Source organism: Sulfurimonas sp. HSL3-1 (genome assembly GCF_039645995.1).
GTDB lineage: Bacteria > Campylobacterota > Campylobacteria > Campylobacterales > Sulfurimonadaceae > Thiomicrolovo > Thiomicrolovo diazotrophicus.
The window spans coordinates 831,293-850,453 of record NZ_CP147920.1; the positions used below are offsets into that span (position 1 = coordinate 831,293).

Annotated in this window: 21 protein-coding genes; 15 read left to right on the forward strand and 6 right to left on the reverse strand. The window is 60.1% G+C overall.

The window, feature by feature from the left end; translation table 11 throughout:
* Window positions 1–2: 2 nt before the first annotated feature.
* From WCY31_RS04290 to WCY31_RS04325, 8 genes are all read left to right on the forward strand, one after another.
* Window positions 3–509, forward strand: a complete 507-nt coding sequence (locus tag WCY31_RS04290; RefSeq protein WP_345971033.1) for a TRAP transporter small permease subunit — start codon at window positions 3–5, stop codon at window positions 507–509.
* On the forward strand, window positions 506–1,789 hold the full coding sequence (locus WCY31_RS04295; RefSeq protein WP_345973301.1) for a TRAP transporter large permease subunit: 1,284 nt from the start codon (window positions 506–508) through the stop codon (window positions 1,787–1,789). Before WCY31_RS04290 ends, WCY31_RS04295 begins: the two co-directional genes overlap by 4 nt.
* Before the next feature lie 44 nt (window positions 1,790–1,833).
* Window positions 1,834–2,028 (forward strand): hypothetical protein, encoded by a 195-nt coding sequence (locus WCY31_RS04300; protein ID WP_345973303.1) that lies wholly within the window; start codon window positions 1,834–1,836, stop codon window positions 2,026–2,028.
* A gap of 11 nt (window positions 2,029–2,039) precedes the next feature.
* Window positions 2,040–2,522 (forward strand): hypothetical protein, encoded by a 483-nt coding sequence (locus WCY31_RS04305; protein WP_345971036.1) that lies wholly within the window; start codon window positions 2,040–2,042, stop codon window positions 2,520–2,522.
* A gap of 76 nt (window positions 2,523–2,598) precedes the next feature.
* Window positions 2,599–3,489 carry a thioesterase family protein gene (locus tag WCY31_RS04310; RefSeq protein WP_345973305.1) on the forward strand — a complete coding sequence of 297 codons (891 nt, stop codon included), beginning with the start codon at window positions 2,599–2,601 and terminating at the stop codon, window positions 3,487–3,489.
* A gap of 69 nt (window positions 3,490–3,558) precedes the next feature.
* A complete protein-coding gene (locus WCY31_RS04315; RefSeq protein WP_345971038.1) occupies window positions 3,559–4,053 on the forward strand; it encodes an HIT domain-containing protein in 495 nt (164 codons plus the stop codon).
* Between the two features lie 113 nt (window positions 4,054–4,166).
* Entirely contained in the window at window positions 4,167–4,673 is a 507-nt protein-coding gene (locus WCY31_RS04320) for a tetratricopeptide repeat protein (protein ID WP_345971039.1), read from the forward strand.
* A 47-nt stretch (window positions 4,674–4,720) separates the two neighbouring features.
* Window positions 4,721–5,023: an MTH1187 family thiamine-binding protein gene (locus tag WCY31_RS04325; RefSeq protein ID WP_345971517.1), complete on the forward strand. Its 303-nt coding sequence runs from the start codon at window positions 4,721–4,723 to the stop codon at window positions 5,021–5,023.
* A gap of 122 nt (window positions 5,024–5,145) precedes the next feature.
* Here the strand turns inward: WCY31_RS04325 and WCY31_RS04330 are convergent, their stop codons facing one another.
* From WCY31_RS04330 to WCY31_RS04340, 3 genes are all read right to left on the reverse strand, one after another.
* Window positions 5,146–5,355: a hypothetical protein gene (locus WCY31_RS04330; RefSeq protein ID WP_345971040.1), complete on the reverse strand. Its 210-nt coding sequence runs from the start codon at window positions 5,353–5,355 to the stop codon at window positions 5,146–5,148.
* Window positions 5,356–5,498: 143 nt separating this feature from the next.
* Window positions 5,499–5,987 carry a c-type cytochrome gene (locus WCY31_RS04335; RefSeq protein WP_345971041.1) on the reverse strand — a complete coding sequence of 163 codons (489 nt, stop codon included), beginning with the start codon at window positions 5,985–5,987 and terminating at the stop codon, window positions 5,499–5,501.
* A 123-nt stretch (window positions 5,988–6,110) separates the two neighbouring features.
* A complete protein-coding gene (locus WCY31_RS04340) occupies window positions 6,111–6,716 on the reverse strand; it encodes a Crp/Fnr family transcriptional regulator (protein WP_345971042.1) in 606 nt (201 codons plus the stop codon).
* Between the two features lie 100 nt (window positions 6,717–6,816).
* On the opposite strand from WCY31_RS04340, the gene WCY31_RS04345 reads away from it, so the two are divergent.
* From WCY31_RS04345 to WCY31_RS04375, 7 genes are all read left to right on the forward strand, one after another.
* Complete coding sequence (locus WCY31_RS04345) at window positions 6,817–7,956, forward strand: succinyldiaminopimelate transaminase (protein WP_345973307.1); 1,140 nt, start codon at window positions 6,817–6,819, stop codon at window positions 7,954–7,956.
* Complete coding sequence (locus WCY31_RS04350; protein WP_345971044.1) at window positions 7,949–8,434, forward strand: hypothetical protein; 486 nt, start codon at window positions 7,949–7,951, stop codon at window positions 8,432–8,434. Before WCY31_RS04345 ends, WCY31_RS04350 begins: the two co-directional genes overlap by 8 nt.
* On the forward strand, window positions 8,431–9,738 hold the full coding sequence (gene murC / locus WCY31_RS04355) for a UDP-N-acetylmuramate--L-alanine ligase (RefSeq protein ID WP_345971045.1): 1,308 nt from the start codon (window positions 8,431–8,433) through the stop codon (window positions 9,736–9,738). Before WCY31_RS04350 ends, murC begins: the two co-directional genes overlap by 4 nt.
* A complete protein-coding gene (locus WCY31_RS04360; RefSeq protein ID WP_345971046.1) occupies window positions 9,735–10,064 on the forward strand; it encodes a hypothetical protein in 330 nt (109 codons plus the stop codon). Before murC ends, WCY31_RS04360 begins: the two co-directional genes overlap by 4 nt.
* Complete coding sequence (locus WCY31_RS04365) at window positions 10,061–12,268, forward strand: endonuclease MutS2 (RefSeq protein ID WP_345973309.1); 2,208 nt, start codon at window positions 10,061–10,063, stop codon at window positions 12,266–12,268. Before WCY31_RS04360 ends, WCY31_RS04365 begins: the two co-directional genes overlap by 4 nt.
* 71 nt (window positions 12,269–12,339) lie before the next feature.
* Window positions 12,340–13,704: a hypothetical protein gene (locus WCY31_RS04370; protein ID WP_345973311.1), complete on the forward strand. Its 1,365-nt coding sequence runs from the start codon at window positions 12,340–12,342 to the stop codon at window positions 13,702–13,704.
* Window positions 13,701–15,545 carry a hypothetical protein gene (locus WCY31_RS04375; RefSeq protein WP_345973313.1) on the forward strand — a complete coding sequence of 615 codons (1,845 nt, stop codon included), beginning with the start codon at window positions 13,701–13,703 and terminating at the stop codon, window positions 15,543–15,545. The genes WCY31_RS04370 and WCY31_RS04375 overlap by 4 nt, the downstream gene beginning before the upstream one ends.
* Window positions 15,546–15,547: 2 nt before the next feature.
* On the opposite strand, the gene WCY31_RS04380 is transcribed toward WCY31_RS04375, so the two are convergent.
* The 3 genes from WCY31_RS04380 to WCY31_RS04390 form a co-directional block, all read right to left on the reverse strand.
* The gene (locus WCY31_RS04380; protein ID WP_345973315.1) at window positions 15,548–16,279 is read right to left on the reverse strand and encodes an outer membrane lipoprotein-sorting protein; all 732 of its coding nucleotides are present in this window, start codon (window positions 16,277–16,279) and stop codon (window positions 15,548–15,550) included.
* Between the two features lies 1 nt (window position 16,280).
* Complete coding sequence (locus tag WCY31_RS04385; RefSeq protein WP_345973317.1) at window positions 16,281–18,380, reverse strand: hypothetical protein; 2,100 nt, start codon at window positions 18,378–18,380, stop codon at window positions 16,281–16,283.
* A 364-nt stretch (window positions 18,381–18,744) separates the two neighbouring features.
* Entirely contained in the window at window positions 18,745–19,125 is a 381-nt protein-coding gene (locus WCY31_RS04390; RefSeq protein ID WP_345971052.1) for a hemerythrin family protein, read from the reverse strand.
* Between the last annotated feature and the right edge of the window lie 36 nt (window positions 19,126–19,161).

The window sequence follows — 19,161 nt, forward strand, 5'->3', positions numbered from 1 at the left end:
GCATGACTGAAAGCAGGAAGTTCGGCCTTATCCGGCAGCTGATCAGCATCGTCGGCGCCTTGAGCGCCGCCGTACTGGGCGCGCTGGTCCTGCTGATCGTCTTTGACGCCACCCGCCGCTACCTTTTTCATGAAGGCTCCGTTGCGCTGCAGGAGCTGGAGTGGCACCTTTTCGACGTCGTCATTATGCTCGGCGTCGCCTACGCCATGCACCGCGGGGCGCATGTGCGTGTCGACATCTTCTACGACCGCTTCTCCGAACGGACGAAACAGGTCGTGAACGTCGTGACGATGCTCTTTTTCGTGCTGCCCGTCTCCGCGCTGATCCTCTACGTCAGTTTCGATTTCGTCCTGATGAGTTTTGCGCAGATGGAAGCCTCCTCCGACCCGGGCGGACTCCCTTACCGTTTCGTCGTCAAGGCGCTTATCCCCCTGGCGTTTGCCCTGCTGATCCTGCAGGCGATTCGTGAACTGGCTGAGGCGTGGCATGCGCTGAAGGAGAGCATGTGATCGCGCTGGCCATGTTCGTCATCGCGCTGGCGCTGCTGCTCTCGGGCATCCCCGTCGCCTTCGTTTTCGGCGGTGTCGCGCTGCTCTTTGCGCTGCTCATCCCCGAGCTCGGGCTGCAGGTCTTCAGTCTGCTGCCGTTCCGCATCTACGGCATCATGGGCAATACGACCCTGATGGCGGTCCCGCTCTTCATCGCCATGGGGCTAATACTGGAAAAATCAAAAATGGCCGAGAAGCTTCTCGAGACGATGAGCGGCCTCTTCGGAGGGCTGCGCGGCGGCTTGGCCGTCAGCGTCGTGCTCGTCGGTACGATCCTCGCCGCCTCGACGGGGATTGTCAGCGCTTCGGTCGTGATGATGAGCATCATCGCCCTGCCGCTGATGCTGGGCGCGGGGTATGACAAAGGGCTGGCGTCGGGCACGGTCGCGGCCAGCGGGACGCTCGGGCAGATCATCCCGCCGTCGATCATCCTGATCATTCTTGGCGACGTTATGAACGTCAGCGTCGGCGAGCTTTTCATGGGGGCGGTGCTGCCGGGCCTGGTGTTGGTCGGTCTTTATATCGTCTATATTCTGCTTTATGCGGCGCTGAAGCCAAAAGCCGCCCCGGCGGCGGCCCGGGGAGAACACGTCGGCATCATTAAGGCGCTGACGGCCATCGCCCCGCCGCTGCTGCTGATGGTCGCGGTCCTCGGTTCCATCTTCGCCGGAATAGCGTCGCCGACGGAGTCGGCGGCCTTCGGCGTCGTCGGCGCCCTTGCGCTCAGCGCCTTCAACCGCACCCTGAGCTACGCAATGGTGAGCTACGCCCTGCTGGAGACCGTTAAACTTAGCGGGATGATCTTTATGATTCTGATCGGGGCGACGGCCTTCAGCCTTGTCTTCAACGAACTCGGCGGCAGCGACCTCGTGCTGGAGTTCTTCAGTCATGATATCGGGAACGTGTGGGTCTTTATCGGGGTGGCGATGCTGGCGATCTTCATCCTCGGCTTCTTTATCGATTTCATCGAGATCTCCTTCATCGTCGTGCCGATCCTCGTGCCCGTCATGCACGCCTTCGGCATCGATCCCGTCTGGTTCGCCATCCTCATCGCCCTTAACCTTCAGGCCTCCTTCCTGACCCCGCCCTTCGGCCTGGCGCTCTTTTTCCTTAAAGGGGCGGCCGGGTCGATGGTGACGACCCTGCAGATCTACCGGGGGATCATCCCCTTCATTCTGCTGCAGCTCCTGGCGATCGGCATCGTCATCCTTTTCCCCGACCTCGTCTTCGCCTTAATATAATCCAGAGTGCTTAAACTGGTATACTGTGGAATGGGAGGTGAGCGATGCATAAAAAATGGATGATACTCATGCTGCTGGCGGGTACGGCAGTGGCTTTCGGTACGGTGATCGCGACGCCGCCGATCCAGATGAGCGGCAAGGTGCAGGCGGCACCCGAATATGTTGAAGTCGACCGGACAGGCTACACGACGCCCGTGATAACGACACCGACCGTCGAGATGCACGGCCGGACGCAGTAGGGGTGAGGATCATGAAACATCTGCTTTTGATAGCCCTCATCGCCACTGTTTCCGCCTGGGGCGCTCCGGTGGATTTTACGTTCAAAGTCCCCGTCAAACTGGTCAAGGTCCGTTCGTCGGATGCGCAGGTGATGTGTACGGTCTACAACGCCCAGCACCAGTCCATTGCCGGGAAGTTTTTCCGTTTCGACCTCAACGGTGACGGCCAGTACACCTACAGCTATAACGGCACCGTCACGATTGAGATGTCCGTGCATTCGGGCAAAGACCCCCGCGACGGTGAGACCTATGAATGCCAGCTCTCTTTGCTGCTTCCGTGGGCGTCGCCCCCGTGGCAGAAGCCGATATCGCAGGGCTCGGACATCTATTTGACACCGCAACCCGGCACGCCCTTTGCGCCCCTTGTTTCAGGAAGTATCCCCAAGCCGAAAACCATTCAACAAAGAGTGCTGCCGGACAAGTACCGATCCCTGCACCCCATGAAACTGAAATGAGTTTGCCGGGGCCGCGGCCCGGCGCCGGAGTACCTTTATGCCCCGCATGCCAAAATTTATTCACGACGGAAAACCGATGTCACAGTACTATACGAAATCATTCCGGGTCGACTGGTCCGACGCCAACGCGAACGGCCGGGTACACCTTCCCACCTATTTCCGCTATCTGATCGAGACGGCCTGGGACTGGGGTGCCGCAGTCGGTCTGGGCATAGAAGACAGCCGAAAGCTCGGCCTGGCCTGGGTGGTCCGCGAAACGCAGATCCATCTGCTTCGGCCCCTTATCCCCGACGATACCTTCGAATTGACGATCTGGCTGGCCCACTGGCGCCGTGTCCACGGCACACGCTACTTCGAACTTGTCCACAAGACGAGCGGGGCGGTCATCGCCCAGGGGGCGCAGGAGGTGGTGACGCTGGACATGGAGAGTATGCGCCCCAAAGCGGTCCCCAAGGCGATCGTTGAACGCATGACGATCGAAACGCCCCGCACGGTACCGCACCGCCCCTTCCCGGCATTCAGCGACACGTTTGGGCGTGCCGTCCGACGGCAGAGGACCGTCACCTGGCAGGACCTCGATACGCTGGAGCACGTCAACAATACGAAGTATGTCGCTTTTGCCGAGGACGCCGCCGTCGCAGCATTGGCGGAGTTCGGATGGGCGCCGAAGGATTTCAAAGCGCATGGGCTGGCGGTGAAGAGCGACGGTGTCCAGATTCAGTACCTGACGCCCGCCGTCTGGGGGGAGACGCTGGAGCTTGAGACGCTTTTGTCGGAACTGGGCCCGGAAAGCGGCGTATGGCACGTTGCGATCGCGCGGGCTGAGGACCGCGAACCGGTCGCTCGGTGTGTCATGGCCTGGAGCGCTGTCGATGCGTCCGACGGCACGCTGCGGAAGATCCCGGAGGAGCTGCACCGTCGGCTCCTTGCACATTTTACCCCTCCCAAAACGGCACCGCAGGGGTGACGGCGATTTGACGGCCGTCCCCCGTTTCTTCATTTCCTTATACGTATTATTATGCGCTATACTCCCTACATGAAAGAGATTCTTTACGCGCCGTGGCGCACGGACTACATCAGCGGGCAGCCGATCGAGGGGTGTGTTTTCTGCCATATCAGCGAACATACCGAAGCGGACGAGGAGCTCCATGTCCTCTACCGCGACGAACACTGCTTTGCCGTGATGAACCGTTACCCCTACACCCCGGGGCACTTCATGATCATCCCTCATCTGCATACGGAAGCGCTCGAAACGCTTGATCCGGAGGCGTGGCTCCGCATCAGCGCATTGGCGCAGCAGGGGGTCAGGATGCTCAAAGAGGGATTCGGCGCACAAGGGGTCAACATCGGTATGAACCTCGGGAAGGCCGGGGGTGCAGGGATCGCCGAACATATCCATCTGCACCTTGTCCCCCGCTGGGAGCGCGATACGAACTTTATGACGGCGGTGTCGGGAACGCGGGTCTATTCGACGGATTTCGAAAAGATCTACCGCCGTCTGAAGGAACTGGCCCCCCGCTATTTTGTCTAAAAGAGGCGGATATCACTTTTTGTATCAAAAAAAATATTCATTTCTTGTTTAATTTTATGTTCAATAGATATCAGATAGCATATGGGAATCTATAAGTGAAAGTGGGTAGAACCATGAAAGCAGTAATGACGGCCTTGGTACTTCTGTTCTGTACGGCGCTCTTCGCGACCGAAGCGGAGGCGGTGAACAAGGCAAGCACGGTGAGCTGGTACAAGAAGTCCGCTTCGGAGGGGAATCCGGAAGCGCAGTTCTATCTCGGTGTGATGTACAGCAAGGGTGCGGGTGTAACCAAGAACGATGATCTCGCCGTTTACTGGTTTAAAAAAGCCGCGGCGCAGAACCATGCGCAGGCGCAGCTGAACCTGGGCTATATGTACGAGTCGGGCAAAGGGGTGAAGAAGAACTACGGCGAAGCGGTACAGTGGTACGAGCGTGCCGCCGAGAACGGCAGTTCGGTCGCCATGAACAACCTCGGGATCATGCACATGATGGGCATGGGGGTCAAAAAAGACAGCTACAAGGCATACAAGTACTGGCGCATGGCGGCCCAGCACGGCAACAACAACGCCTGGGACAACATTGAAAAACTGCGTCGTCTAGATCCCCAGGCAGTCCGCTGATAGGGCGAAGGGAGAAGCGCGTGACTTCCGTCCTGCTTGAATTTTCCATGTTCCCGACCAGCGGCGACTGCCGGGACGGCGCTTCCGTCTCCGCCTATGTCAGCCGGATCGTCGATATGATCGACCGCAGCGGTCTGCCGTACCAGCTCACCCCGATGGGGACGATCGTTGAGACGGGGAGCGTCAAAGAGGCGCTCGCGGTCGTCGAGAAGGCCTACGAGGTGCTGGGCGAGGATTGCGAACGGGTCTATTCGGCGCTGAAGCTTGATATCCGCAAAGGAAAGGCGGGGCGGTTGAAAGGGAAGATCGACTCGGTAGAGCGGGAGCTTGGCCGCGACGTCAGCCATTGATGGCTGGCAGAACCTTACTCTATTTCAATGGGGGCGGAATATTTTGGCGCAGCTTGCCTGCGCGCTCCCTGTAAAGTGTAGATATCCGTGTTTTTGTCCGTATACCGCAGCGTTAAAGATAATCAGCCGTTGCCGTCATGGTCGTGTTCGGCGTGGTGCGCGTGAAGTTCCATCGTCACGCCTGAATGGATAAAGAGCGCGAAAGCGATCACCGTATAGAGCAGTTTCCCGCTCGTATCCCCCATCAGTGTCCAGACAATCCCGAAAACAAAAGCGACTGAAAAGATGACGAACCAGTTTCGGTCGCGTTGAAACTGCGTTAATTCCTGCATAATAAACCCCTCCTCACTGTTGAAAGAAAAATAAGTATAACCTATTTTTTCTTTCGCGTCAGCACGTAGAGGAAGATCGCGCCTATGACGAGAAAAATGACGATCTTGATCTGGGTCTCTTCCAGCGTCTGCATCGGCGTGCTTTAGTGGGTTTTCACGTAAAGATTGGCGATGTAGTCGGAAAGGGCCTCGACCTGAACGGGGGTCAGATCCTTGACCTGGTTCTGCATCAGGGTTTTCATGGCGCCGCCGTAGGTGCCTTTTTGGTAGCCGATGATGGCGTCGGCGATACGCTTGCTTTCCCATTCGCCGATGGCGGCGGACTGGTTCAGTGCCATTTTCTCGCCCTGGTTGCCGTGGCAGGCGGCGCACTTCTGGAAGAGTACGGCCGGAGAGGCTTCGGCGACAGAAGCGCTTTGCGCAACAGGTGCCTTTTCGGCGGCGGAGACCGGTGCTGCGACCGAACTGTTGTCCGCGGCTTCCTTGACCGGTGTCGGTGCAGGCTCAACTGCCGGCTCAGGCGTTTCCACCGGGGCTGCCGCCTTCGGCGCGGCCTCAGGCGATGTCTTCCTTGAATCGTTACAGCCGGCGAGCAGGAGGAGGGCGGCCGAAAATGCAAGAGTTCTTATCAAAGGGAGCCTTTTTAAAAAAAGATGCCGCCATTGTACACTGTTAGAGCATTTGGGTCAAAGGTGCGCTTGAAATTTGTTTTTTGCTATAAAGTCAGCTTAAGCAATATGCCGGTTTTGGGGGGATCAAAGCAGTTCGATCATTCCCCGGTGGAGTGTCACGACACCGTGGTGCTCAAGCTCTTTGAGCAGGCGGCTGATCACTTCCCGCGACGACCCGAGGTGGGCGGCAAGTTTTTCGTGGGTGATGGGGATTCTGGGGGTGTTCTGCGCATGCAGCCACTCCCGGAGACGATCGTCCAGTTTCTTGAAACGGACGTCTTCGACCAGCCCCGCCATGCATTCGAGCCGTTTGGCGAAGAGGGCGAAAATGTAGTGCTGGTAGTCGCGCTCGGCCGTGTAGATCTGCTTGACGATCTCGGCGGGGAAGAGGTAGCCGCTGATCGGCCCGTCGGCGACGGCGCTCCCGATGGCGGGGGTCCCGGTAAAAGCGCTGTTGAGGTTGACGTTGCACTGCTCGCCGGGACCGAGGAAGTAGAGAGTGATCTCCTGGCCCGATTCGTGGAGCCGGAAGACGCGGACACTCCCTTCGCCGAGAAAGAGGACCTGCGCGCAGCGGTCACCCTGGCCGAAGAGCTCCGCACCGCTTTGGAGCCGGACCGCTTCCGCGTGGGTATCGACGAGGCGTCGGGATTCAGGCGCGAGGCGGCTGTAGCAAGGGAAAGGTTCCATCGGGCTCCTTTCGGGGGTTTGAAGGCCCCCGGTGCTGCAAAAGTATAGCAGATTATAATGGGTCACAAAGTATAATAGAGCCAAAAAAATCAGGACGAGAATGCAGTTTGAATCCTACCCGTTCGAAAAACTAAGTGCTCTGCTTGATCCCATCGAGCCCAACAGCGCCTACGCCCCGCTGACGCTGACCATCGGGGAGCCGCAGTTCGAGACCCCCGCCTTTATCCGCAACGCGCTGTGCGGCAGTGCCGACACCCTGCGCCGCTACCCGAAAACGGCGGGGGAGGAGATGCTTAACGGCGCCATGCGCGATTTCGTCGCACGCCGTTTCGGCGTGACCCTGAAGCAAGACCAGCTTGTCTCCTGCTTCGGGACCCGCGAGGTGCTTTTCAATTTCCCCCAGTACCTCCTTTTTGACAAGCCCGACCCGGTCATGACCTTCACCAATCCCTTCTACCAGATCTACGAAGGGGCGGCAATCGCCAGCCGCGCGAAGGTGAACTATCTCAACCTCGACGCTGCCAACGGCTTCAAACCGCAGGTCGATCCGGCGGTACTGCAGTCGAGCGATCTGGTGATCCTCAACTTCCCGAACAATCCGACCAGCAGCTGCCTCTCCCTCGAGGAGCTGGGTGAATGGGTCAAGCTGGCACTCGAGTACGATTTCGTACTGCTTAACGACGAATGCTACAGCGAGATCTACCCGAACGAAGCCCCGGCGGGTATCCTGGAGGCGAGCGCGGCCGTCGGCAACACAGCGTTCAAGAACGTCCTGGCACTCAACTCCATCTCCAAGCGCTCCAGCGCCCCGGGGCTGCGCAGCGGGTTTATCGCCGGCGATGCGGCCATCTTAGAGGGGTACCGCCAGTACCGCACCTACATCGGCTGCGCGTCGCCCCTGCCGCTGCAGACCGCCGCGGCGGCGGCTTGGGCGGATGAGGCACATGTGGCCGAGGCCCGGTCCGTCTACCGCGAGAACTTCGAGATCGCGACTGAGATCCTCGGCACGGCGGTCCCGGAGGCGACCTTCTACCTCTGGCTGGAGGTGGACGATGCGATCGCCTTCACCGAAAAGCTCTACCGCGACTACAACCTGAAGGTCCTGCCGGGCGAATACCTGGCGCGCACCGATATCAACGGTAACAACCCGGGCAAAGGGCGCATCCGCATTGCGCTCGTCGAGCGCCCGGAACGCACGCGCATGGCGCTCGAACGTATCAAGGAGGCGATGAATGGATAAGACCGAAGCGCTGAAAGCGAAGATTCTCAAGGCGCAGGAGGCGGCGGATATCGCCGGGCTTTACGTGCTGGAGCAGGAGGCGAACGAATGTTTTGACGAAAAGACGCTGATCGCCTATTACGCCAATATCCTGGACCTGGCGCTGGAAAACCTCACGGACGCCCTGGGGGCCGCGCGCCGCATGCAGATGACGGATGTGAAAGATTTCGCCACGCTGCGGGCCCTGTACGAGTATGCCGTGGAGCATTACAGTGCCGGCAAGGCTGCCGATGCGGCGGCGCTTTTCGAGATCCTGGCGGGGCTCAGCGACGACGCCCGTTTTTCCGAAGCGATGACGCGGCACAAGGCGTATGCCGAGCGGATTCCCGATTTCGGCCAGTTCCTCGACGACGCGGCGGACCTGGACGCGACCCAGCGCAACGGGACCTTCTATATCAGCGCGTTCCGCATTGACGACAACGGGACGGGCGAATCGTGAAGATCCATTTCATCGGCATCGGGGGGATCGGCATCTCCGGACTGGCGCAGTACATGGACCATAAAGGCAATAAGGTCAGCGGCAGCGACATCGCGGAGAACCGCATCGTACGGCAGCTGAAAGCGAAGGGGATCGCCATCACCATTCCCCACGACGCGAGCGCGATCACGGACCAGGATCTCGTCGTGCATTCGGCGATTATCAAACCGACCAATGTCGAAGTCGCGGCGGCGAAAGCGAAAGGGATCGAGGTGCTCCCGCGCCGCGAAGCGCTGCTGCGTATCCTGCAGGACAAAGAGGTCTACGCCGTGGCGGGGGCTCACGGCAAAAGCACGACGTCGGCGATCCTGGCGGCCATCATGGAAGGATCCGCCATTATCGGGGCCGAGTCCAAGGCGTTCGGCTCGAACGTCCGCTACAACGATACGAACGACCGGCTCATCTTCGAAGCGGACGAGAGCGACGGCAGTTTCCTGAACGCCAACCCCTACTGTGCCATCGTTACCAACGCCGAACCCGAGCACATGGAGTACTACGAGTACGATTACGACCGTTTCTACGACGCGTACCGCCGCTTTATCGCTTCGGCCGCGATCCGGGTCATCAACGCGGAGGATGCGTTTCTCTCGACCATTGAAGGCGATGCGATCCGGCTCTACCCGAGCCGGGACATCTCGGAGGTGGAATACGTGTTGCACGACGGCGAACCGCATACGCGCTTCCGCCTGAAAGAGCTTGGGAGCTTCGACGTCTGGGGCTTCGGCGAGCATATCGCCCTCGATGCGGCGCTGGCGATCCTCGCCGCGGTCCAGACGATGCCGGTCGAGACGGTCCGCGAGAAGATCCTCGGCTACCGCGGGATCAAGAAGCGCTTCGACATTATCGACAGCGGGGAGAAATGCGTTCTGATCGACGATTACGGCCACCACCCCACCGAGATCGCCGCGACGATGGCCTCGGCGCGCACCTATGCCCGCCTGCTGGGTCTGGAGACGATCACGGCCGTCTGGCAGCCCCACAAGTATTCGCGTACCATCGACAACCTCGAGGCGTTTTCGCACTGTTTCGAGGGGGTGGACCGTCTGATCATCCTGCCGGTCTGGGCGGCGGGGGAAGAGCCCCGCATCATCGATTTCGAAGGGGTCTTCAGCGCCTACAGCCCGCTGCTGGCCGACCGCGTCAAACGCAGCGGCTGCGGTCTTGAAGTGCTGAAAGAGGGTACAATTGTCGAAACGCCGGCATCGGGCCTGATCATCGGCTTCGGCGCCGGGGACATCACCTATCAGCTCCGGGGAGAAAAATGAGTTACGTCTATATCGTCGCCGTCATTGCACTGCTCTATGCGGGGATGCACTTCTTTACCGAACTGACCCACCGCCAGAAGCTCTCCATGGCTGGCGTCGTGCTGCTCATCATCATGGGGGCCGTGGCCTGGAACCGCTCCGTCGACACAGAGCAGGAGCATGTCCGCGCCGTCATTTTGAAGTTCAACCAGCACCAGACGCTTGAGTGCCGGGGGGTGGAGGTCAATGACCGCACCTTTACGCTCAGCGTCGGGACCCAGAGCTTCATCGCCAACGCGGGCACGCCCCACGCCGGGCAGATCTTCGACGCCGCAGGGTGCCGATGAGCGCTTTCGGCCATCTGCTCGATCAGCTCGATCTCCAGGCCCACGTCGCCGAGATCGAAAGCTTCCTCAGCCGTAAAAAGCCCCTCTATATCGAAGGGGACCAGGGACGCCACTATCAGTACATCCGTGCCCTTGACGCCCTCGAATTTCCCGCCCCGCCGAAAACGACCGCCTTCGATACGATCCTGATCCACCTCAAAAAGCAGGGGGTGCTCAGCTTCGAACAGATTTTCGAGCTCATCAAGGTCGTACGCTACTTCCGCACCCTGCGCAACAAAGGCTTCGAAGGAATCATCGGGGAGTGGATGGCCTCCGTCATCGTCCCCGACGCCTTCAGAGAGGTCGAGCGCCACTTTGATGAGAAGGGGCACTTCAAAGAGGAGCTCGACGAGGAACTCTTCGCCATCGCCGAACGGATCAAGGCGCAGAAGGGCGATGTCGCGGCGCAGATGAAACGGCTGCTCTATGCCGACAGGCTGCGCAGCTACCTCGTCGATACCCAGGTGCACTACATCAACGACGAGGAGTGTCTGCTGGTGCGCGGCGGTTTCAGCGCCGTGCTCAAAGGCAGCGTCGTGGGCCGGACGGGGGCGGGCTTCTTCTACGTCACCCCCGACACCCTGCTCAAATCCAAAGAGCAGATCCGCGCCCTGACCCAGGAGCGCGATGCGCGCTACTACGAGTACGCCAAGGGCTTCTCGGCGCAGCTGCGCGAATTGCAGCCCTTTATCGGCTTTATCGACAAAGAGTTCGACCGCCTCGACCACTACCAGGCCCGGGTGCTTTTCGCCCGTGCCAAAGGGTTGCATATCGTCGCGGCGCAGCCGGGCGAGGCGATCGTGCTTGAGGCCTTCGAGCACCCGGCCCTCTCCAACCCCAAACCCGTCAGCCTCGATTTCAGCGCTTCGGTGCTGATGATCACGGGGGTCAACGCGGGGGGAAAGACGATGCTGCTCAAATCGATCCTCTCCGCGGCGCTGATGGCCAAGTACCTGCTGCCGATGAAGCTCAATCCCCACCGTTCGCGCATCGGGTCGTTCAAACAGATCGAAGCGGTCATCGACGACCCCCAGAATGTCCGCAACGACATCTCCACCTTTGCCGGGCGGATGCAGCAGTTCTCCCGTCTTTTCGAGCGTAAATCGGCCCTGGTCGGGGTTGACGAGATCGAACTGGGGACGGACAGCGACGAAGCGGCGGCGCTTTTCAAGGTGATCCTCGACGACCTGATCCGCCGGGGGCAGAAGATCGTCGTCACGACCCACCACAAACGGCTCGCCTCCCTGATGGCGGACCGCGACGACGTCGAACTGGTCGCCGCCGTCTACGACGAGGAGCGACGGGTCCCCACCTACGACTTTTTGCAGGGGATCATCGGCAAAAGCTACGCCTTCGAGACAGCCCTGCGCTACGGAATCACCCAGGGGATCGTCGTGCGCGCCAAGGAGGTCTACGGCGAGCAGCACGAGAAGCTCAACCTCCTTATCGAGCGGGGGAGCGAACTGGAGCGGGAGCTGCGGCGCAAACACGCCGATGCGGACGAACGTCTGGAACGGCTGGAGGAGCGTGAGCGCGTGCTGAAGGATGAACGCGAGAGCCTGCGCCGGGAGTACGAGGAGCTTGAACGGCGCCTGCGCGGCGAGTTCCGGCAGGCAATCGACAGCGCCAAAGCGGCGGCAAAAGCGGGGGATACGGCGGCGATCCACCGGGCGATGAACGAGGCGAACAAACAGCTGCCCGAAAAGCGCGAAGCGAAGCAGAAAACGGCCCCTGTCGCCCTCAACGTCGGGGATGAGGTCAAGTACCGCAAGCAGCGCGGCGTCATCGTCGCGCTCAAGGAGAAGGAAGCGACGATCGAAGTCGAGGGGATGCGGCTGCGCGTGAGGCGCAACGAGCTCAAACCCGCCGGGAAAGCGGCTGCGCCGAAACCGAAGGTACAGGTGAGCAACAAAGTCGAAAAGCGCAGCGGACTCAAGCTCGATCTGCACGGCATGCGGGCCGAACAGGCCCGGGAGAAGATGGACGTCTTCATCTCCGACGCCCTGATCCAGGGGTGGGACGAGGTGATCATCTACCACGGCATCGGCACGGGCAAACTCGCCTACGCCGTCAAGGAGTTCCTCAAAGAACACCCCAGCGTTAAAAGTTTCGAAGACGCCCCCCCGCAGCTGGGCGGTTTCGGGGCAAAAATCGTTCACCTCTGATATAATATCCACTAATGTACTTGGCTCGGGAGCGCCTTGCTTCCGGGCCGGATGGAGAGGTGACGTCTACCGTGAACCGTCTTGTTGCCGTGACGCTGGCCTTGGGAGTGATAGGGGGGTGCACGCAACTGGACGGAAAAGAGATATCCTCCGCGGCGACCGGCCTGCCCGGAAGCCTTACCCTCAAGCAATCTTTTGTAGTGCGGCAACTCGACAACGGTGCTACCTATCCGCAGACCCCCTATATCCTGACGTTGAACGAAGGGAACTACGAGCAGGGACAGTACCGCATCGACGGCGGGCTCCTGCTCTACAAGGGGCATGACGGTAGCGGTGTGAGCCTCAACCAGATGGCCCTGGTCTACTGGGGGGATGATTTCGACGTCAGGATAGGAAAATTCGTTTCCAAAACGGGGGTGCTTGACTATCTGAGCGGCATGGACCTTCTCAACCCGGTCCGGGTGGATTTTTTTGACGATGCGAATATCAACCTCCGAAGGCTCCCGCAGTGGATGGCGGAGCTCTCCTGCTTTGTCGGGGAGAGTTCCCTGCTCAGAGTAACCGTACAGCCTTACGACGGGCGGACGCAGAGCTACATCTCGACGTATGTGGGATTTCTGCTCGACAGTTACCTTCCGGCCTATTTTGAACAGCTCATTCAAAACAGTGCGGAGGGGGCGGCGATCTACCGGAACGTGTTCCTCCCGCTGTACCGCGACGGCATCAGCCCGGCGCTCAAAAGCGATATCGACGCGCAGTACAATGAACGCGGGCTGGCCGTGGAAAAAAGCACGATCCAGGTGCTTGCCGAGAGCAGCGGTGCGGGGGCCACGTTCGGCGCAGTGTGGACGAACCGCTACTCGGAGGTGCCCTATATAGAGGTCGATCAGCAGCTGCTTGACATGATCGGTGCGCTGCCGGATGGACAAAACAGCGGGGAAGCGTTCCGGGAATACCTGGATCAGCCGGACCTCAACCCTATCAAGGGCGTCAGAGGGTTCCGCTACAACCAGTACTCCCTCTATGCCGAGGGCACGGTCGACACGTACGGCGTTCGCGCCGAAGTGGGCGTGCGCGACAGGGTGCCGACACTCAACACCTTCAGTCCCCTCGCCATGGTCGGTGTCGGGGTGGACCGGCAGGCGGGGAGCGCCTATTTCGACCTGGAAGTGCAGTGGGGCTATCTCAAACAGTACCGCCAGAGCGTGCTGGCGACCGTGCTGCTGAACAAGTTTGACCTGACGGTCTACAGGGGGGTGGCCGTGCGTTTCGACCACTACCTGATCACCGGGTGGTATGCGGGCAACGCCACCGCCGTGATGCTCCCTAACCTCGTGTTCACCCGCGGCGCCTTTGAAGTCGATCTGCATGCCCTCTACCACTCCGACGACAAAGCGTACAACACCGTCGGGTTCACGCTGAGGGCAGCGTTTTGAAGCTCGGGATGAAAACGGGGGCGCTGCTGTTGCTGCTGCTGTTCGGCGCGGCTTTGATGCGACAGGTTGAGGTGCGCACGGTGGACTGGAGCCGTTTCTTTCCCGGCACGCCTGCTTCGGCGATGCCGCAGCAGTGGTTTACGGCGGAGCGGCAGTATCTTTTTAGCGCGCTACCGGATGAGGCTCCTCTGCATATGTGGCGTTCGGAGGGGCTGATCGCGGACTATTACCGCATCGACCGGCAGGGCCTTTACCTGATGACGTTCAACCGTCAAAACCAGAACGCCGTCCTCGCACGGGTCGGGGGGTATCCGCACAGCGGCACCGCCGTCGTCGGTGCCCTGCTGCTGCAGGGGTTTTTCGGCGACATGGTCTTTTACCTGTATGCGATCGTGCCTTTTCTGCTCCTGCTGCTTTGGCTGCTGACATCGCTGGAGTACCTGCTGAACATTCTCATCGAGATCGGGGCGTTTACGGTGTCGCTGCTCGCCGTGCTGGTGACCGGCGGTGTCGCCGTCGACCCCGCCGCGCTGCTGGCGGTCGTTTTTCTCGTCATTTACGCTTTGACCCTTTTCAACTATCTCCATTCCGGGGAGATCGGCAAACACCAGCTGGCGTTCGGCATCACCCTCTCGGTCGCCACGACCGCTTTGAGCTCTCTTTTCCTCTATGCGTCGGATTTCGGGCTGGTCAGTACGTTCGGAAAGATGATGCTGATCGGGCTGGGGGTGCTCTACGGCTATCTCATCGGGCGGATCTACCTCTTCAGACCGCTGCGTCTCGTGTTCGGCTGGCGCCGCCGATGGCATGCGGACGATGCCCGGCTGAAAAAGGGGCTGCTGTTTCTCGGGGGCGCCGCCGTTGCCTGCGGCTTCGTCTGCGCGAAGGCCCCCTCTGTCGATCTGAACCCCATGAACCTCATGCAGCCGACGATGGCGGCGTACAAACGCATTGCGGCGTTCGAGTCCGACCATTTGCCGACGCTGCCTTTTGTCGTCCGCTTACGCGCGCAGAAGGGCGATCTCTCCGATGTAGGTAAGGCTCGGGAGCTCGCCGGGCTGACGGCGCGTATCGCTGGCGCAGTGCCCGGGGTGCTGCTGGGGAGCCTTCCGATGGGGTATGAGCGTTTCGCGGGATCGCCGCTTCGCGATGCGACGCCCGATGCCTACGCCCAGTATCTTCTTGCCCTGGAGTGGCTCGACGGCGGCCTGCCGCTGCTGAGTGCGGATCAGCGCGAGACCTATATGACGCTGAGTATCCCGATCACGACGCCGTCATATACGATTGCCGCCATGCTCAGGCGGCTGCAGGCGATCGGGGAGGCTTCGGGCGATTTCTCGGTCGGCATCCTGGGCAAGATCGCCGATTTCGAACATTTCCTGAGACGTTTTGTTGGGGAGTTCCTGATGGGCGTCGGTATCTCGCTCGGGTTCGTCGTGCTCTTTTTCCTGCTTTACTGCCGGACATGGAAGAGCATCATCGTCGTTGTGCCGCCGCTGCTTTCGCTGCTGCTGCTGGCAAGTGTTCACCGCCTGCTGGGGATGGATTTTACCATGATCACGCTGCTGGGCACGATTCTGTTCATCGGGCTGGTGACGGATTCGATCATCCATCTTTTCATCTGCATGAAACAGGAGGGGCCTGCCTGCATCGGCAGCGTGCTGCGTCCGATCATCGTCTCGAACACGACGATGCTGATCGGGCTGGGCGGGATGCTGTTCGGCGGAACGATGATCCAGCGCTTCGGCATGGAACTGGGGATCCTGCTGGCGGCGAACCTCGCCGTTGTGGTCTACCTGCTGCCGCTGCTGCTGAAGCGCTACTTCTTCCGCTGCGGGTGAGCTTAGAAGGTGCAGCGGTGCAGACGGTTGTGATGAAATAGCCCCCGTTTGATATCGCGAGAGACGCTCTCGGTGTCAACCATGTAGGTCAGCTTCCGCGACTTGATGAGGTCGTTGACCTGCCAGCGGGTGATGAGCATCTGTTCATCAATGCGGTTGACCGCGTCGATGGAGACGACCCGCTGCAGCTGGCCCCCTTTGAAGATTTCGACTTTTCTGATCACGGAGGTGGCGGCGTCGATGTAGTAGACCGAGCGGTTTCCCTTTCGCCTCAGTGTCACCTTGTAACAGGCAGCGCCGTCGAACTGTGTCTCCTCCAGCGGATCGAATGTCCCTGTTTTCGCGTCCAGTTCGGCGTAGGAGATCCCCATGCCGACGGCTTCGCTCTCCTCTTCTTGTTCGGGGATGATCCGTACGCGTTTCAGGGCGGGGAAGTAGATGGCATTGCTGCTGCTCTCCTGCTCCCGCTCGATCAGGATGGCGGTGCATTTGATGTTTTGCGGGGAGCGGAAACGGATCAGGAGGGATGAAGCGTCTCCCGTCTGCCGTTCGGCGACCATAAAAGAGCGTTCCTGCCGGTTGCCGCTGTTTTCTACGGTCATCGTGACGTCGAAACGCAGGTTGCCGAACGAGAAGAGTTTCGCGCTTTTTGCATAGATGGCCTCGGCACTCTCCGAAGCGCACAGGCTGAGTCCGGCCCAGGTCAGCAGGGTGGCTATACGGTGCCACTGCATGTCACACCGTCGCATTGGCATCGGATGCCTGCGCGGTATGCGTCGCGACCCACTCCAGCGCGCTCAGGGTGATCTCGCGCAGGAGGCTCTGATTGTCCAGCACCGCCAGGGCATACTCCTGCATGTTCGCCATCATCTGCTCCATCGTGCCCGCGACGACGGTGACGATCTGGTCCTCCGCCGCCGGCGTATACCATTCGCGGTCGAGAATAAGCGCCATCCCCGTCAGCATGAGGTTGGTGATCGTCTTCATCCCGTCATAGATCAGCAGCCCGAAATCGAGGATCAGCATCTCCGTATAGACGATCAGCTGTTCGGTGTAGACGATCCGGTCCGCCATCTCGCCGATCCTGTCGGCCATCTGGCCGATCTGCACGGCCATCCAGAGGATCCGGTCGGCCATGATGCCGACCTCCTCGCCGCGGGAGGCGAAGAGGTAGCCGAACTCCATCCCCTTCATCGCGAACTGGTAGGCATCCTCCTCGATATCCATCGTAAAGCTGTAGGCGAGGTCGGCCATATGGGTGGCAAAGTCGTAGGCGTCGCTTGCCGTCTGGGCGGTAAAGCTGTAGGCAAGGTCCGCCAGATGCGATGCAAAGGCGAACGCGTCGGTCTCCGTTTGGGAAGCAAAATCGGAAGCCTGGGTCGAAAAGGTGACGGACATCGTGGCGATCAGGTCGAAGAGGTCGCGCCAGGAGGCACCGTTGTCCAGAAGGTCGCGGAGCTGATCGAAATAGCTGGCGCTCTCCGTCGTGTAGACGGTGCCGCTTTTCAACACCCCCTGCATCTCCCGGGTATAGGTCGTAAAGGCATCCGTCTGCGGCAGGGCGCCGGCACCGAACAGCGTGACGAAGGTCTCGGCATCGCTCCCCTCGGCAAATCCCTCCTGCACGACCCCCTCCGTCGTGACCGCATGCGCGCTGAGCATCGTGAAGAGCTGGCGTACGACGACGGAGATGACGGCGAGGGAGACGGAGCGTTTTTTGAGGGTATCGAGCGAGGCCTGCTGCTCCGCGCTCAGCGTGTAGTGCTCGGTGGCCGGGTCATAGCCGTCCTGGAGCGACGCCAGCAGCGCTTCGGAATGCGTCTTTGCCGTGCCGATGACCGTGCTGACCGCGCCGCCGACGACCTTGAACATCAGCGCGACCAGGGCGCTTTGCACGGAAACCGATCCGAGGAAGGTTTCCATCTGCAGGGTCTCATCGGATGTCATTGTGCCGGCGGACGCCGGGGAGACCGCCGCCGTACCGGCCGCAGCGAGTTTTTCGAGGGAGAAGAGCCCCATGAGCGCCACCGCGGCGATCGCCATCTTCGCAAAACTCAGCAGGGTGTCGCTGTTGCTCTCAAAGCTCAGATCGGCCGCCGTCTTATCCGCAATGATCTTGAGCAGCTTGTCGACGGCGAAGTAGGTGAGGGTGGCGTAGAGAAGGGCCCGGGCGTCGCCGTTGTCAAAGAGGCTTTTGAGGTAGTTGAAAAAGCCGTTCATGGCGATCCTGATGGCATCGAAGATGTATTGGAGCGCGTCCCCGGCCGCCGCTTTGAGTTTGGCAAGGAGATTGTCGAAATCGCTGAACTCCGATGGGGTCTCCGCCGCCGTACGGTAGTGCGCCGATGCCGCGGCGACATCCGGCGCACTCTGTGCCGTCTCCTGCGGACGATTCTGGTAGTCGAAAAGGCGCATGGTCGCCAGCAGTTTCACATACTGGTGGCCGAACTGCTGATGGGCGAGGCTGCCGTAGGTTTCGTATTTGCGCCACATCGACTCCGTCTCGTCGCTCTGGAAAAACAGCGCATTGAGCGGGGAATCGGCCGGCAGGGTCGGGGTCGTCGCGGCGAAAAAGCTGCTGATGTCGTCCGGGGTAGGCTGTGCCGTTGTCCGCAGCGGGGAGGCATAGGTTCCGGTGAGGCCGCCGAGAAGGTTTTCGATCTCGGCGACGGTGCTGTCGTTTTGCGTTTTGGCCGCTTGCAGCAGTGCGACACGCCGGTCGATGGGAGAGAGGGCCGTACCGCCGCCGGAGCCGCCGCAGCCCGATAAGAGATTGATCGCAGGGAGTGAATAGAGCGCAATCGCGCTTGTTGAGAGAAACTTCCGTCTGTTCATGAGTCACCTTTCAATTCCGGTAGGCCGCAGATCCGTGCAATGCGTTTGCGGAGCTGCGACACGCAATAACACTCTTCATCCGAGGAGATAAGTCAAGGGGGGAGCCAAACCGCCCCGTGCCATGGACGCGAAGAGAACTAGGATGCCGAGCACGGGAACAGCATAAGAGAAGATTACTTAATTTTCATGGCTAAAATCATAAAAAATAATTATATTTAATGGCAGTAATGTGGCGTTGCAGCGTAGGGTGTCGGAAGGGTGCATAGCATCATGTCGATGAAAGAGAGGGGGGATTGGCGAGGCGTCAAAGAGGGCGGCTGCGAACGCACCCCGGATGGTATCGGAGTGCGGGGAGCCGCAGGACTCAGCCGGCTTCGTTGCCGGAGAGGAATTTCGCCAGGTCGAGGTCGTAGAACATCGTGTGGCGGCGGAATTTGTCGTAGGCGTAGCTCTCGATGAAGGAGCGGGCCATCGGCGGCATCGACGTGATCATGGTAAAGAAGGACTCCATCTCGTCGACGAGCTGTTCGTGGTCGCCGGTATGCGTCTCCCGTTCGGAGTAGAGGTGCTTCATCATCAGCTTCTCCTCTTCGGCAAAGTGGCGTTTCGTTTCGGTGATCCATTCGCGGAAGAGGGCGGTGTCGATGGCGCCTCCCTCCATTTTCTGAAGCTGTTCAAGCATCTGCAGGAACGTCTCGTGCGCCGCATCCATCACTTCGATATTCAGGCGAAGATCATGTGTCATAACGCCTCCTTTGTAGACTTCTGGTTATCAATGCAT

Excerpts from the sequence above, each read along its gene's own strand:
- WCY31_RS04325 (WP_345971517.1), top strand. The coding sequence starts at position 4,721 with ATGTTCCCGACCAGCGGCGACTGCCGGGACGGCGCTTCCGTCTCCGCC.
- WCY31_RS04315 (WP_345971038.1), top strand. The coding sequence starts at position 3,559 with ATGAAAGAGATTCTTTACGCGCCGTGGCGCACGGACTACATCAGCGGG.
- WCY31_RS04380 (WP_345973315.1), bottom strand. The coding sequence starts at position 16,279 with ATGCAGTGGCACCGTATAGCCACCCTGCTGACCTGGGCCGGACTCAGC.
- WCY31_RS04290 (WP_345971033.1), top strand. The coding sequence starts at position 3 with ATGACTGAAAGCAGGAAGTTCGGCCTTATCCGGCAGCTGATCAGCATC.
- WCY31_RS04345 (WP_345973307.1), top strand. The coding sequence starts at position 6,817 with ATGCAGTTTGAATCCTACCCGTTCGAAAAACTAAGTGCTCTGCTTGAT.
- WCY31_RS04360 (WP_345971046.1), top strand. The coding sequence starts at position 9,735 with ATGAGTTACGTCTATATCGTCGCCGTCATTGCACTGCTCTATGCGGGG.
- WCY31_RS04300 (WP_345973303.1), top strand. The coding sequence starts at position 1,834 with ATGCATAAAAAATGGATGATACTCATGCTGCTGGCGGGTACGGCAGTG.
- WCY31_RS04340 (WP_345971042.1), bottom strand. The coding sequence starts at position 6,716 with ATGGAACCTTTCCCTTGCTACAGCCGCCTCGCGCCTGAATCCCGACGC.
- WCY31_RS04390 (WP_345971052.1), bottom strand. The coding sequence starts at position 19,125 with ATGACACATGATCTTCGCCTGAATATCGAAGTGATGGATGCGGCGCAC.
- WCY31_RS04305 (WP_345971036.1), top strand. The coding sequence starts at position 2,040 with ATGAAACATCTGCTTTTGATAGCCCTCATCGCCACTGTTTCCGCCTGG.
- WCY31_RS04310 (WP_345973305.1), top strand. The coding sequence starts at position 2,599 with ATGTCACAGTACTATACGAAATCATTCCGGGTCGACTGGTCCGACGCC.
- WCY31_RS04350 (WP_345971044.1), top strand. The coding sequence starts at position 7,949 with ATGGATAAGACCGAAGCGCTGAAAGCGAAGATTCTCAAGGCGCAGGAG.
- WCY31_RS04365 (WP_345973309.1), top strand. The coding sequence starts at position 10,061 with ATGAGCGCTTTCGGCCATCTGCTCGATCAGCTCGATCTCCAGGCCCAC.
- WCY31_RS04385 (WP_345973317.1), bottom strand. The coding sequence starts at position 18,380 with ATGAACAGACGGAAGTTTCTCTCAACAAGCGCGATTGCGCTCTATTCA.
- WCY31_RS04320 (WP_345971039.1), top strand. The coding sequence starts at position 4,167 with ATGAAAGCAGTAATGACGGCCTTGGTACTTCTGTTCTGTACGGCGCTC.
- WCY31_RS04330 (WP_345971040.1), bottom strand. The coding sequence starts at position 5,355 with ATGCAGGAATTAACGCAGTTTCAACGCGACCGAAACTGGTTCGTCATC.